Below are 13,016 nucleotides of genomic sequence, written 5' to 3'. Positions count from 1 at the left end.
TCCTTTCAGGAGAATCGATAAACGGTTGGGTCTTAAGATTCTTGCTAAGTAAAAATGCTAACTAACTAGTGAAAAGAAGAGTGGCGCCAAGGAACACTGAGCCCTGACGCCACCTGCGATACCTATTCTGCGTTATCCGGTGTATCCGGACTGTCAGCGGCATCGGCTGACTCGGCGGGGTCGGCGATAATCACCATGGCGGTGCGCACGACGCGCTCGCCCACCGTGTAGCCGCGGCGCAGAACCGTGCCGATGACCTGCTCGTCACCGGTGGACAGGTCCTGAACCGCCTCGTGCACCTCGGGGTCGAAGGCATCGCCCTCGGCACCGAACGGGGTCAGCTGGTTGTTGGTCAGCACGCCCGTGAGCTTGTCCGCGATGGCCTTGAGCGGGCCCTCGTTGAGGTCACCGTGCTGGCGTGCGAGCTCCAGGTCATCAAGGATAGGCAAGAAGTCTGCCAGGACCTTGGCCTTGGTGGTCTCGATCACGGCCTGGCGGTCGCGCTCAGTGCGGCGGCGGTAGTTGGTGTACTCCGCGTTGAGGCGCTGCAGGTCCTCGGTGCGCTCAGCCAGCTGAGCCTCCAGGGAATTCTCTGCGACGGTGTCCTCACCAGCGGCCGCTTCTTCGGTGATGTCGCGGGCGGCATCCTCAACCGCGGCCTCTGCCTCAGCGGTGCCCGCGGTGGCGGCGTCGGCCTGTGCCTCAGCAGTGTTCGTCGTGGCGTCATCCACGACGCCGTCGGCAGAAGCAGCCTCGGCGGCGGCAGCCTCCGCAGCCTCAGCGGAGGTTGCCTCAGGGTCGGTATTGGCCGGGTTGCCCGGGTCCTGAGGGGAGGTCATGGTTTACTTCTCCTTGTTCTCGTCGTCCTCGTCGACAACCTCGGCGTCGACGACGTTCGGGTCACCAGCGGTCTCGCCAGCAGCAGCGCCCTCGGCGCCTGCCTCAGCAGCCTGCGCCTCGTACAGGGCCTTGCCCAGCTCCTGGGACTCGGTGCCGAGCTTCTCGACGGCCGACTTAATCGCCTCAATGTCATCACCCTTGAGGGCCTCGTCGACGGCATCGGCAGCCTCGGTCACGCGGTTCTTCAGATCCTCCGGCAGCTTGTCGGAGTTCTCATCCATGAACTTGCGGGTCTGGTAGGAGGTGGATTCCGCCTGGTTGCGGGTCTCCTGCTCCTCGCGGCGCTTCTTGTCCTCCTCGGCGTGTGCCTCGGCGTCCTTGACCATGCGGTCGATCTCCTCCTGGGAGAGGCCGGAACCATCCTGAATCTTGATGGTGTTCTCCTTGCCGGTAGCCTTGTCCTTAGCGGAGACGGAGACGATGCCGTTGGCGTCGATGTCGAAGGTGACCTCAATCTGCGGGACACCGCGCGGTGCCGGGGCGATGCCGCCGAGCTCGAAGGAGCCGAGCAGCTTGTTGGCGGAAGCCATCTCACGCTCGCCCTGGTAGACCTGAATCTGCACGGAAGGCTGGTTGTCATCAGCCGTGGTGAAGGTCTCGGACTTCTTGGTCGGGATGGTGGTGTTGCGCTCGATGAGCTTGGTCATCACGCCACCCTTGGTCTCGATGCCGAGGGAGAGCGGGGTGACGTCGAGAAGCAGCACGTCCTTGACCTCACCGCGCAGCACACCTGCTTGCAGAGCCGCGCCGACTGCCACAACCTCGTCCGGGTTCACGCCCTTGTTCGGCTCCTTACCGGTCATCTCCTTGACCAGATCGGACACGGCCGGCATACGGGTGGAACCACCAACGAGGACCACGTGGTCAACCTCGGAGAGGGACAGGCCAGCGTCCTTGATGACTTGGTTGAACGGAGCCTTGGTGCGGTCCAGCAGGTCCTGAGTAATCTTCTGGAACTCGGTACGGGACAGGGTCTCGTCCAAGAAGAGCGGGTTCTTCTCAGCATCGACCGTGATGTACGGCAGGTTAATGTTGGCGGACTGGGAGGAAGACAGCTCAATCTTGGCCTTCTCTGCAGCCTCGCGCAGACGCTGCACAGCGCGCTTATCCTTGGTCAGGTCAACGCCCTGGGAAGCCTTGAACTTATCCACGAGCCAGTCGACGATGCGCTGGTCCCAGTCGTCACCACCGAGCTGGTTGTCACCAGCGGTAGCCATAACCTCAACCACGCCGTCACCGATCTCCAGCAGGGAGACGTCGAAGGTACCGCCACCGAGGTCGAAGACCAGGATGGTCTGCTCCTGCTCGCCCTTCTCCAGGCCGTAGGCCAGTGCAGCGGCGGTCGGCTCGTTAACGATGCGCAGGACGTTGAGGCCTGCGATCTGGCCGGCCTCCTTGGTGGCCTGGCGCTGGGAGTCCTCGAAGTAAGCCGGGACGGTAATAACGGCGTCGGTAACGTCCTCACCCAGGTAAGCCTCGGCGTCGCGCTTGAGCTTCATGAGCGTGCGGGCCGAAATCTCCTGCGGGGTGTACTTCTTGTCATCAATGTCGATGGTCCAGTCGGTGCCGATGTGGCGCTTGACGGAGCGGATGGTGCGGTCAACGTTGGTGACCGCCTGGTTCTTAGCGGACTGGCCGACGAGGATTTCACCGTTCTTAGCGAAAGCCACGACGGACGGGGTGGTGCGGGAACCCTCCGAGTTAGCGATAACGGTGGCCTCGCCACCTTCCAGAACGGATACGACCGAGTTGGTGGTACCGAGGTCAATTCCTACTGCGCGTCCCATAATCTTTTCTCCTTGCTTGTTGGGGTTTGTTCTTAAGTTGATAGTGCGCGACTCAACTTCCGCCGCGTTCAGGGTTGAACTCTAACAGAAGCGGCACCCATTGTCATCCAAACCTGAGCGCCGGTCACTCAACCTACACAACGGCGCCGCCACCAAAGTTGTTCCCACCTGACTCAACTTTGTTTTTTACTTCTCCATTTTCCCAGCTCAACAGCCTCGCATCTAGCACAAATGTAATGCAACTCACAGCTCTCAGGAAACGGGGCTAGCCAACCGTGACATAGCCGCCCCCACGCTGGATTGAGTGATAAGGATTTCATATACTGTCCGCACATTCGACGTGACACATCCCGCCGCCTTGTGCCGCCACGTCTCGGTACCCATTGAGAAAAGGGACACAGATTCGATGATTTCCCCTGTGCTGCGCACCCGCCGCGCTGGCGACCGGCCGCCGGTCCACCTGGCTTAGCCCTTCAGCCCTACCCATCACTACTGATCACACAAGGAATCTCAATGACTAACGATGCTCATACCCCCGTGCCCGAATCCGCCGACATCGACGCCGCGCTGATCGACGCCGCCGCGGCCCAAGCCCACTCCTGGCTCGCCTCCACCGCCGATGAGCAGGACCCGGCCACAGAACAACTCGCCGACTTATTGCGCAACCCGGACGGAGTGGCCTTCACCATGGACTTCGTCGACCGCGTCATGCGGCCGGAAGATGACAAGGTGGCAGCCCACGCGCTGAAGTCCGTCACCACCACCTACGATGCTTCCTTCCTCGGCCTCATCAACGGATCGCTGGTGGGCCTGGGTGGTTTCTTCGGACCGATCCTGCCGAACCTGGTCATGCCGCTCGCTCGTATGCGTATGCGCCAGATGGTGGGACACCTGGTCCTCGATGCCGAGAGCGATGCCCTGAACAAGACCCTGGACAAGGCCGCCGAGTCCGGCGAGCAGCTCAACCTCAACCTCCTCGGTGAGGCAGTGCTGGGCGACGACGAGGCGCGCTCCCGCGCCGAGCGCACCCTTAAGCTCATCCAGAACCCGCGCGTGACCTACGTGTCCGTCAAGGCTTCCTCCATGGTGGCCCAGCTCAACCCGTGGGATATCGAAGGCTCCTTGGTCCGTCTCAAGGAGCGCCTGCGCCCGCTGTACGAGGCCGCCGCGCGCCGCCCCGACAAGGTCTTCATCAACCTGGACATGGAGGAGTACCACGACCTCCACCTCACGGTGCGCCTGTTTACCGAGCTGCTCAGCGAACCGGAGTTCATCAACCTCGAGGCAGGCATCGTCCTGCAGGCCTACCTGCCGGATACCTTCGACGCCTTGGTGCACCTGGCCGAATTCGCCAAGCAGCGCGTGGCCGAGGGCGGCTCCCGCATCAAGATTCGCATCGTCAAGGGCGCGAACCTTTCCATGGAGCACGTCCAGGGCGAGATCCACGGCTGGCCGGCAGCGCCCTATGCCACCAAGGATGAGGTGGACGCCAACTACTACCGCCTGCTCGACTACATCCTGCGCCCCGAGTTCGCCGATTGCGTGCGCATCGGCGTGGCCACCCACAACCTCTACACCGCGGCGTTTGCCTACAAGCTGGGCACCAAGCGCGGCGTGATGCGCATGATGGATTCCGAGATGCTCCAAGGCATGTCCCCGGCCCAGCAGACCGCGGTCCGCGAGGCCTTCGAGGGCCGCCAGATCCTCTACACCCCGGTGGTGCACATGGAGGACTTCGACGTCGCCGTCTCCTACCTGGTGCGCCGCTTGGAGGAGAACTCCGCTCCGCAGAACTTCCTCTACGCCCTCTTCGCCCCGGAGGAGCAGGCGCTGAAGGACCAGGAGGAGGTCTTCCGCGAGGCCGTCGCGCAGCGCTGGGATACCTTCGCCGGCCCGCGCCGCACCCAAAACCGCCTGGAGGAGGCCGAGCAGGCAGCCGGCCGCCAGGCACCGCGCACCGGGCGCTTCGCCAACGAGCCGGACACCGACCCAGCCCTGGAGGCTAACCGCGAGTGGGCGCTTAAGGCCCTGGCCAACGACCCGGGCGAGCACGGGGTGGACGAGGTGACGGATACGGGGGTCGTCGACAAGCACGTGGCCCGCGCCGCCGAGCTCGGCGCCGAGTGGGGCTCCCGTCCTGCCGAGGACCGCGCCCGCGCGCTCGAGGCCGTGGCCGATGAGCTGGCCAACCGCCGCGGCGAGTTCATCTCCGTGGCCGCCTACGAGGCCAATAAGACGGTGACCCAGACCGACCCGGAAATCTCCGAGGCCATCGACTTCTGCACCTACTACGCGCAGTCCGCGCGCCTGCTGGAGAACTACGCCGCCGAGTTCACGCCCTACCGCGTGACCGTGGTGACCCCGCCGTGGAACTTCCCGGTGGCCATCCCCACCGGCGGCATCGCGGCCGCTCTGGCCGCGGGTTCCGCCGTCATCATCAAGCCTGCGCCGCAGGTCGTGCACTGTGCGAAGCTTGTCGTGGACGCCTTCCGCGCCGGCCTCGAGGCACAGGGCCTCGACCCGGATCTGGTCCAGCTCGTCTTCACCGACGAGGGCGACGCCGGCCGCGCTCTGGTCTCCCACGCCGACGTCGACGCCGTCATCCTCACGGGCGCTTCCGATACCGGCAAGCTCTTCCGCTCCTGGAAGCCGGAGCTCAACATCATGGCGGAGACCTCCGGCAAGAACGCGCTCATCATCACTCCGTCCGCGGACCCGGACCTGGCCATTCAGGACCTCTACCTCTCTGCCTTCGGCCACTCTGGTCAGAAGTGCTCGGCCTCCTCCCTGGTTATCTTTGTCGGCGCGGCCGGCGAGTCGCAACGCCTGCGCTCCCAGCTTGTCGACGCCGTCAAGACCCTCATCCCCGGCCCCGGCTACGACATCACGACGACGATGAATGGCCTGGCCGAAGCCCCAGGTGAGAAGCTGCTGCGCGGCCTGACCCAGCTGGAGCCGGGTGAAAAGTGGCTGGTGAAGCCGAAGAAGCTCAACGAGGAAGGCACCCTGTGGTCGCCGGGTATTCGCGATAACGTGCGTCCCGGCTCCTGGTTCCACGTCAACGAGTGCTTCGGCCCGGTGCTGGGCATCATGCACGCGGAGACTCTGGAGGAGGCCATCGAATGGCAGAACTCCACCGGCTACGGCCTCACCGGCGGCATCCACACGCTGGATAACGATGAGATCGATTACTGGCTCGAGCGCGTCGAGGTGGGCAACGCCTACGTCAACCGCGGTATTACCGGCGCGATTGTGCAGCGCCAGTCCTTCGGCGGCTGGAAGCAGTCCGTCATGGGCCCGGGTGCCAAGGCCGGCGGCCCGAACTATGTCGCGCAGTTCGGCACCTGGTCCGAGGGCCCGCTGCGCCCCTTCGACGTGGATATCTCGCAGCCGGTGGCGGCCCAGCTGCGCGCCTTCGGTGACCTCGATCTTTCAGAGGAGGACACCGCCTGGCTGTGGCGCGCAGCAGAGCTCGACGAGCTGGCCTGGCAGCAGGAGTTCGGCCGCAAGCACGACCGCTCCGGCCTGGTCTGCGAGGCCAACGTCTTCCGCTACCGCCCGGTGCTGACCCCGCTGCAGGTGCGCATCGCCTCGGACGCCGCGCTTCGCGACGTCTCCCGCCTCGCCCTCGCCGCCACCCGCACCGACTCCCCGGTGCGCTTCAGCGCCGCCCCGGAGAAGGCTGCGGAGCTGCGTGGACTGGGCTTTAAGGTCGACGCCGTGGAGGCAGAAACCTTTGCCCGCGAGGTCGCTCGCCTAGAGTCGGGCCGCGTGCGCGTCGTTGGCTCCGTGGAGCCGGGCCTCTTTGAGGCGGCGGTGGAATCCAACTCCGTGGTCTTGGACCAGCCGGTGTTGGCCGATGGCCGCCGCGAGCTTCTACCCTTCCTCCTGGAGCAGGCAGTCTCGGTGACGATGCACCGCTTCGGCATCATCCGCCAGGTAAGCAGCATCCGCGCATAGCTCGTTTCCTGCGCTCATATGAGAAGATAGAGCGCATGAGTCAAAACACCGGTGATGCCACCGCTTCGGACGCCCAGCACACTGAGGCCTCCGACGCGGTGGCGAAGCCCATCAATGAAGAAGCCACCCTCCACCCCTCAGAGACCGACGACAAGTCCCGTGTCCTCGGCCGCGATGCCATTTCTCTGGCGAAGATCTGCCTGATCTTCATCATCGTGGTCGCAGGCGTCGGCCTGGCCGGCTACCTGCTGAAGTTCATCTGGGTAGGCCTGCTGCCGGTCATCTTGGCCATTTTGGTGTGCACGGTGCTCTTCCCCGTGACCAACTGGTTGCGTGCGCACAAATTCCCCCGCGCGCTGGCCGCCATCACCACGCTGCTGGGCTTTTTGGCCATCATCGGCGGTGTCTTCGCAGCAATGGCCCCAGTGGTCTCCTCTCAGGGTGCGTCCCTGGTCAGCCAAGCTGAGGGCGGCTTGAACAAGCTCGTCGATATGGCCAAGGACCTGCCCATTGAGATTGATGCGGCGAAGGTGCAGGAAGTGCTTGATGACGCCATGGCTTTCCTCAAGGGCCAAGCTTCCAACATCGCCACCGGGGTGATTTCCGGTGTATCGATGGCCAGCTCCATCGCCATGGCGCTCGCCATCATGCTCTTCGTCGCCTTCTTCATCCTCAAGGACGGCGATAAGTTCCTGCCGTGGCTACGCACCTACTCCGGCTACTCCGCGGGCTGGCACGCCACTGAGCTGCTGACTCGCGTGTGGAACACGCTGTCCGGCTTCATTCAGGCACAGGCAGCCGTCGCGGCCGTCGATGGCATCCTCATCGGCCTCGGTCTCTGGGTTCTCCAGGTTCCGCTGGCTCTCGTCATCGGCGTGGTGACTTTCTTCGCCAGCTTCATCCCGGTCATTGGCGCTGTCACTGCGGGTGCTTTGGCCGTCATCATCGCGCTGGTTTCCGATGGCCTGACCAAGGCTCTCTTGGCACTTGCCCTCATCATCATTGTCCAGCAGGTGGAGGGCAACGTGCTCCAGCCGATGCTGCAGTCCAAGGCCATGGGACTGCACGCAGCAATGGTGCTGCTCTCCGTGACCGTGGGTTCCGCCCTTGCCGGCATCATCGGCGCCTTCCTGGCCGTCCCGGTGGCGGCCACGATTGCCGTGGTCTTCCGCTACCACCAGGAGATGGCCAGCCTGCGCGCCGGCGAAATCGAAGCCAAGAACATCAAGATTTCCACGTCAGAGGGCCACGACACCGTCATGGAGCTCTACGAGAACCTGGAAGCCAGCAGCGCCCGCTAGCCACACGACCGGCTCATGGCTCTAGCCTCCCCGGCCGTGCAACTGCCCTAGCTGCCAAACTTCTGCCCCGCGGCGGGAGCAATGGTTTTGGCAACTAGGGCACTTTCCGTATGTGGGGTCTAATCCGCGGTTACCGTACCGAAAGCGACGGCCAGCTCCTCCGCGGCGCGGTCGAGCACCGAAGCCCACGAGCCATAGGATTCCTCATTGGCGGTATCCGATACCTGCTTGAGCAGTGTGCACGGCACACCGAACTTTCGGCACACCGCGGCGATGGCGTAGCCCTCCATATCGCACAGCGCGGAATCCTGGGCAAGGCGCGTGCGGGTTGGGGTATCCGAGATGAAGGAATCGCCCGTCGCCAGAGTCTCAGTGGGCAGCTTTCCGGAGGTCTCTAACTCAATGACCTCGGGAAGGAGGTAACGGGAAACATCGCTGAGCACCTCTAGGTGGAAGTCGTGCTTGCAAACGTGGGAGATCTCGAAGACGCCAGCAAGATCGTCGCGAAGCGCGCCCGCAGTACCAATGTTGATGACGCGCTCCGGCAGCTGCTGCGCTGAGGCCAAGACCGACGTCAGCTCGATGGCGGCGGGTACCGTGCCAATACCCGTGATAAGCAGCGGTGCTCCTTCCGGTACATGCGCGGCTTCAGCGTCCACGGCGGCGACGAACAAGGTACGACCAGAAAGATTCTCCATGCCTGCGAGACTACCTTCTGGCCCGAGGAATGCTCTCCACAACTCTGTTCTGAGCGTTGCGGCCACTTGTAGGGTCTGGAACCACACCGAGACCTCAGAAAGGAGAACACCATGTTCACCCCACGAGTATTCGCCGCAGCGGCACTGCTCTGCTTCCCCCTTATCGCGTGCAGCACCCCTGAAGAAGCCCAGGCCAGCCCCGTAGTCTGCGAGGCAGGAAACCCCCAGGCGGCTTTCAACGACAACATCGCCCAGGTTCCGCAGTGGAATGGCCACAACTGGGCTCTGGTTGATTCCTCCCACTTCGATCCATGCGCGGAGCTGAGCTGGCAGACCATTTCCATCGAGGGCGCAACTGCCTCCTCGCCGCACCACATCATGCTCTTCCACTACGGCGAGTACATCGGCACCGCCACCGCCGAGCCCTATGGCTTCTTCCCCAGCGTGGAGCGGGTCAATGGCAACGAGATTTCCGTAACCTATCACTGGCCACAAGAGGGCGATGCCAATGCCGCGCCGACGGGAGAGACACACGCCGGCTTCCGTTGGGACGAGGCCCAGCACAAAGTCATCATGAGCGGCGATGTTCCGCCGATGGGCTAGATAAGATAGAGCCAGTCGTGCGCCTTATATGAGGCGCACAATTTAAGGAAGGAACATCAATGCTTAGGTCCGCCGTCGCCCTCCTGGGCGCTGCCGTTATCTGCTTCCCGCTGGCCGCCTGTTCCCAGGACTACGGGGCGCAGGATTCTGCGGACTCACCGATGTTCAACTCCGTGCAGAACAGCGCGGCGGACAACACTTCGGAAAGCGCAGAGGGCGCCGAAGGCCCCGCTTCATCGGCCGCGGGTGCCTCGCCGACGTTGCCCGCCGAGTCCCCTACAGACGAAGCCGAATCCTGCCAGGATATCGACGCCCACGCGGCCTATGAATCAGGCATTGGCACGATTCCACCGTGGAATGACAATAACTGGACGCTGGTGGATTTCTCACAGTTCGATCCCTGCGCGGAGCTGAGCTGGCAGACCATCAGCATCGAGCGCGGAACGTCCTCCTCGCCGTACCACATCATGCTCTTCCACAAGGGCGAGTACCTGGGCACCGCCACCGCCGAGCCCTATGGCTTCTTCCCTACCGTAGAGCAGGTCAGCGGGAACGAAATCGCCGTGACCTACCACTGGCCGCGCGAGGGCGAATCTAATGCGGGGCACACCGGCGAAACGAATGCGGGCTTCCGTTGGGACGACGGCCAGCAGAAGGTCATCATGTCTGGCGACGTCCCGCCGACAAGCTAGCGCGGCGGTTCGCAACCGTTAGCGCAGGCGCTGGCCCACAAACCCCGCGGCCAGCGTGTTGCCGCTCGACTGATCGATAAGCAGGAAATTGCCCACCGCGCCGCGGGCGGCGTAGTCCTCCACGGGAAGCTCCGCTTGTGTTTGGACGGTGATGTAGGCGATGTCATTGAGCGCCGCGGACTCCGGAGCCTCAACATCCGCCACGCCGTCTAGGTCGAGGATGCGGTCCACCGATGCCACGCGCGCCTTGACCAATGCTGTGCCATAGCGCAGCTTCACCATCTGGCCCGCGCGCAGCTCCTTGTCCGTGAGGACCACCGCGGTGGCGGCGAACTCGCGCACCTCCTCCGGGCGTTGCGTCCCGGCGATGAGGTCGCCGCGGGCCAAGTCGATTTCGTCGGCCAGCCGCAGGACCACGGAGTCGCCGGCGCGCGCCGCCTCATCGGAGCCAAGCGGGCCATCGGTGGTATCAATCGCGGTAACCGTCGACGTCCGCCCGCCCGGCAGGGTCACCTCATCCCCCACCGCCACGTGCCCGGCCTTCACGCGCCCGGCATAGCCGCGGTAGTCGGAGGCGTGCTCGCGGATGACGTACTGAATGGGGAAACGCAAGTCCAGGTCATCGGCGCGGCCGGTCGCCACGGGGACGGTCTCCAGCGTGTCCAGGACCGTCGGACCCTCATACCAGTCCATGGTGGTGGAGCGTTCCACCACGTTATCGCCCTTGAGCGCAGAGATCGGGATGACCACCGAATCCGTCATGCCCAGGCGCGCGGCGACCTCGTTGAACTCCACCTCAATCGCGCGGAAGGTGGCCTCGTCATAGTCCACCAGGTCGATTTTGTTCACGCCCAGAATCACGTGGCGCACGCCCAAGAGCGCGGCCACGTTGAGGTGGCGGCGGGTTTGCTCGACGACGCCATTGCGGGCGTCGACAAGCAGCACCACCACCTGGGACGTCGACATGCCGGTCACCGTGTTGCGCGTGTACTGCACATGACCGGGCGTATCGGCCAGGATGAAGGTGCGCTTATCGGTGGCAAAGTAGCGGTAGGCCACGTCGATGGTGATGCCCTGCTCGCGTTCGGCACGGAGGCCGTCGACAAGCAGCGAGAGGTCCATGCCGTCGAAGCCGCGGTCGGCAGAGGAACGCTCCATGGACTCCACCTGGTCCGCCAGCACGGACTTGGTGTCATAGAGCAGGCGGCCCACGAAGGTGGACTTGCCGTCATCGACGGAACCGGCGGTGCACAGGCGCAGGGTATCGCGCTGTTTGAGCGCGCCGACATTCGGTGCGAGGGTAGTCGTCATCAGAAGTAGCCTTCCTTCTTGCGGTCCTCCATGGCGGACTCGGACAGTTTGTCATCGGCGCGGGTGGCACCGCGCTCGGACAGGGTGGAAATGGAGATTTCCGCGAGCACCTCGTCGGGCGAGGCGGCGGTGGATTCCACGGCGCCGGTGCAGGACATATCGCCCACGGTGCGGTAGCGCACGGTGCGGGTCTCCAGCGGCTCATCCTCGCGCGGGCCGCCCCACTCGCCTGGGGTCAGCCACATGCCGTTGCGGTTAAATACCTCGCGCTGGTGCGAGTAGTAGATGGAGGGAAGCTGCAGGTTGCGCACGCCGATGTACTCCCAAATATCGGACTCCGTCCAGTTGGAGATGGGGAATACGCGGACGTTTTCGCCGGCCATCTTGCCGCCGTTGTAGAGGTCCCACAGCTCCGGGCGCTGGCGGCGCGGGTCCCAGCCGCCGAAGGAATCGCGGATGGAGAAGATGCGCTCCTTGGCGCGGGCGCGTTCCTCGTCGCGGCGCGCGCCACCCAGGACGGCGTCGTAGCCGCGCTCGGCGATGGTCTCCACCAGCGGCACGGACTGCAGCGGGTTGCGGGTGCCATCGGGGCGCTCCTGGAGGTCGCCGCGGTCGATCCAATCCTGGACGTGAGCGACGTGCAGGCGCGCGCCGGTCTCGGCGACGAGCTGATCGCGGAAGTCGATGACCTCCGGGAAGTTGTGGCCGGTATCCACGTGGATGAGTTCGAAAGGCACGGTGGCCGGCGCAAAGGCGCGGCGGGCGAGCTCGAAAACGACGACGGAGTCCTTGCCTCCGGAAAAGAGCAGGCCTACCTTGTCGAATTGCCCGGCGACTTCGCGCAGGATGTGGAGGGATTCGTTCTCTAAGTCTTTAAGGTGTGGTGAAAGAGTCATTATTCGTGCAACCCGCATTCTGTCTTGCCGTCAGCGAAAACGCGCCCGGAGCGCGCATCCTCGCCCTCGCCTACCGGGAAGGTCAGCGGCGCGCAGCCGATGGAGCGGTAGCCCTGCAGGGTGAGGGGGTGGATGATGAGATCGTGTTCCTTGATGTAGGCGTCGGTGTCGTCGAGGTCCCAGGTAATAATCGGGGAAATCTTCAGCCGGCCCGTGCGGTCCAGGCTCAGCGCCGGGGCGGTGGCGCGGTGCTCGGAATCAGCACGGCGCAGTCCGGTAACCCACCCGACGTACGGGTCCATGGCCATGTTGAGCGGCTCCACCTTGCGCATGCGGTTATACGCCGCAACGTCGCGCGCATACAGGCGCGGGCCATAAATCTTGTCCTGCTCCTCGGGGCTCAGCAGCGGGCGCACGGTCACCAGCGGTAGATCCGCATAGCGCTTGGCGACGTCCCCCGCTACCTCCAACGTCTCCGGAAAGTGCCAGCCGGTATCGATAAAGAGCAGGTCGGCGTCGAGGTGCGCTTGGTGTGCGAGCTCGGCCAGCACGGTGTTTTCCATGGACATCGTGACGGCAAGCCGGCCCGGCGCGTGCTCGGCGGCCCAGGCGGTAATTGTTTCGGCGGAGGCGTCGTGGAGCTTATCGGCCCACTCCTCGACAAGTTCCTGGTTGCGCTGGGCCACGGCAGGTTCCAGCGGCGCGGTGTCGCGGGTGCCTTCGGGGCTAATGCTGGGGTCGCGGTAGTCGCCGCGGTCCAGCAGGTTGATCGGTTCGGTCATGACTCCTCACATTAAAGGGAGCTGGGCGTGTGTGCAGCCCCACAGAGGGGTGCGAGGGCTGTGAGCTTGGGTACTAGGAAGAATAA

The 13,016-nt window shown here is 64.1% G+C and carries 10 protein-coding genes; 4 read left to right on the top strand and 6 right to left on the bottom strand.

Going from position 1 to position 13,016, the window contains the following annotated elements:
- Positions 1-122 precede the first annotated feature (122 nt).
- Positions 123-839, bottom strand: coding sequence for a nucleotide exchange factor GrpE (gene grpE, locus HMPREF2932_RS06710; protein ID WP_071409865.1), 717 nt, complete (start codon positions 837-839; stop codon positions 123-125).
- A 3-nt stretch (positions 840-842) separates the two neighbouring features.
- Positions 843-2,687: a molecular chaperone DnaK gene (dnaK, locus tag HMPREF2932_RS06705; RefSeq protein ID WP_071409864.1), complete on the bottom strand. Its 1,845-nt coding sequence runs from the start codon at positions 2,685-2,687 to the stop codon at positions 843-845.
- A 513-nt stretch (positions 2,688-3,200) separates the two neighbouring features.
- On the opposite strand from dnaK, the gene HMPREF2932_RS06700 reads away from it, so the two are divergent.
- Complete coding sequence (locus tag HMPREF2932_RS06700; RefSeq protein WP_071409863.1) at positions 3,201-6,647, top strand: bifunctional proline dehydrogenase/L-glutamate gamma-semialdehyde dehydrogenase; 3,447 nt, start codon at positions 3,201-3,203, stop codon at positions 6,645-6,647.
- Between the two features lie 35 nt (positions 6,648-6,682).
- The gene (locus HMPREF2932_RS06695) at positions 6,683-7,948 is read left to right on the top strand and encodes an AI-2E family transporter (RefSeq protein WP_239663600.1); all 1,266 of its coding nucleotides are present in this window, start codon (positions 6,683-6,685) and stop codon (positions 7,946-7,948) included.
- A 119-nt stretch (positions 7,949-8,067) separates the two neighbouring features.
- Here HMPREF2932_RS06695 and HMPREF2932_RS06690 read toward each other — a convergent pair whose 3' ends face one another.
- Positions 8,068-8,646, bottom strand: coding sequence for a nucleosidase (locus HMPREF2932_RS06690; protein ID WP_070517693.1), 579 nt, complete (start codon positions 8,644-8,646; stop codon positions 8,068-8,070).
- Positions 8,647-8,757: 111 nt separating this feature from the next.
- On the opposite strand from HMPREF2932_RS06690, the gene HMPREF2932_RS06685 reads away from it, so the two are divergent.
- Both HMPREF2932_RS06685 and HMPREF2932_RS06680 read left to right on the top strand, forming a co-directional pair.
- Positions 8,758-9,249 (top strand): LppP/LprE family lipoprotein, encoded by a 492-nt coding sequence (locus HMPREF2932_RS06685; protein ID WP_071409862.1) that lies wholly within the window; start codon positions 8,758-8,760, stop codon positions 9,247-9,249.
- Between the two features lie 59 nt (positions 9,250-9,308).
- A complete protein-coding gene (locus HMPREF2932_RS06680; protein ID WP_071409861.1) occupies positions 9,309-9,941 on the top strand; it encodes an LppP/LprE family lipoprotein in 633 nt (210 codons plus the stop codon).
- Positions 9,942-9,959: 18 nt separating this feature from the next.
- On the opposite strand, the gene HMPREF2932_RS06675 is transcribed toward HMPREF2932_RS06680, so the two are convergent.
- From HMPREF2932_RS06675 to HMPREF2932_RS06665, 3 genes are read right to left on the bottom strand one after another with little or no spacing between them, the layout of a single operon-like run.
- Positions 9,960-11,252, bottom strand: coding sequence for a sulfate adenylyltransferase subunit 1 (locus HMPREF2932_RS06675; protein WP_071409860.1), 1,293 nt, complete (start codon positions 11,250-11,252; stop codon positions 9,960-9,962).
- The gene (gene cysD / locus HMPREF2932_RS06670) at positions 11,252-12,148 is read right to left on the bottom strand and encodes a sulfate adenylyltransferase subunit CysD (protein WP_071409859.1); all 897 of its coding nucleotides are present in this window, start codon (positions 12,146-12,148) and stop codon (positions 11,252-11,254) included. Before cysD ends, HMPREF2932_RS06675 begins: the two co-directional genes overlap by 1 nt.
- Positions 12,148-12,930, bottom strand: coding sequence for a phosphoadenylyl-sulfate reductase (locus HMPREF2932_RS06665; RefSeq protein WP_071409858.1), 783 nt, complete (start codon positions 12,928-12,930; stop codon positions 12,148-12,150). The genes cysD and HMPREF2932_RS06665 overlap by 1 nt, the downstream gene beginning before the upstream one ends.
- Positions 12,931-13,016: the final 86 nt, after the last annotated feature.

It is taken from the genome of Corynebacterium sp. HMSC074H12, assembly GCF_001813755.1.
Classification (GTDB): Bacteria; Actinomycetota; Actinomycetes; order Mycobacteriales; family Mycobacteriaceae; genus Corynebacterium; species Corynebacterium hiratae.
This window is presented reverse-complemented; position numbering and strand designations above follow the sequence as displayed.

Excerpts from the sequence above, each read along its gene's own strand:
- grpE (WP_071409865.1), bottom strand. The coding sequence starts at position 839 with ATGACCTCCCCTCAGGACCCGGGCAACCCGGCCAATACCGACCCTGAG.
- dnaK (WP_071409864.1), bottom strand. The coding sequence starts at position 2,687 with ATGGGACGCGCAGTAGGAATTGACCTCGGTACCACCAACTCGGTCGTA.
- HMPREF2932_RS06700 (WP_071409863.1), top strand. The coding sequence starts at position 3,201 with ATGACTAACGATGCTCATACCCCCGTGCCCGAATCCGCCGACATCGAC.
- HMPREF2932_RS06695 (WP_239663600.1), top strand. The coding sequence starts at position 6,683 with ATGAGTCAAAACACCGGTGATGCCACCGCTTCGGACGCCCAGCACACT.
- HMPREF2932_RS06690 (WP_070517693.1), bottom strand. The coding sequence starts at position 8,646 with ATGGAGAATCTTTCTGGTCGTACCTTGTTCGTCGCCGCCGTGGACGCT.
- HMPREF2932_RS06685 (WP_071409862.1), top strand. The coding sequence starts at position 8,758 with ATGTTCACCCCACGAGTATTCGCCGCAGCGGCACTGCTCTGCTTCCCC.
- HMPREF2932_RS06680 (WP_071409861.1), top strand. The coding sequence starts at position 9,309 with ATGCTTAGGTCCGCCGTCGCCCTCCTGGGCGCTGCCGTTATCTGCTTC.
- HMPREF2932_RS06675 (WP_071409860.1), bottom strand. The coding sequence starts at position 11,252 with ATGACGACTACCCTCGCACCGAATGTCGGCGCGCTCAAACAGCGCGAT.
- cysD (WP_071409859.1), bottom strand. The coding sequence starts at position 12,148 with ATGACTCTTTCACCACACCTTAAAGACTTAGAGAACGAATCCCTCCAC.
- HMPREF2932_RS06665 (WP_071409858.1), bottom strand. The coding sequence starts at position 12,930 with ATGACCGAACCGATCAACCTGCTGGACCGCGGCGACTACCGCGACCCC.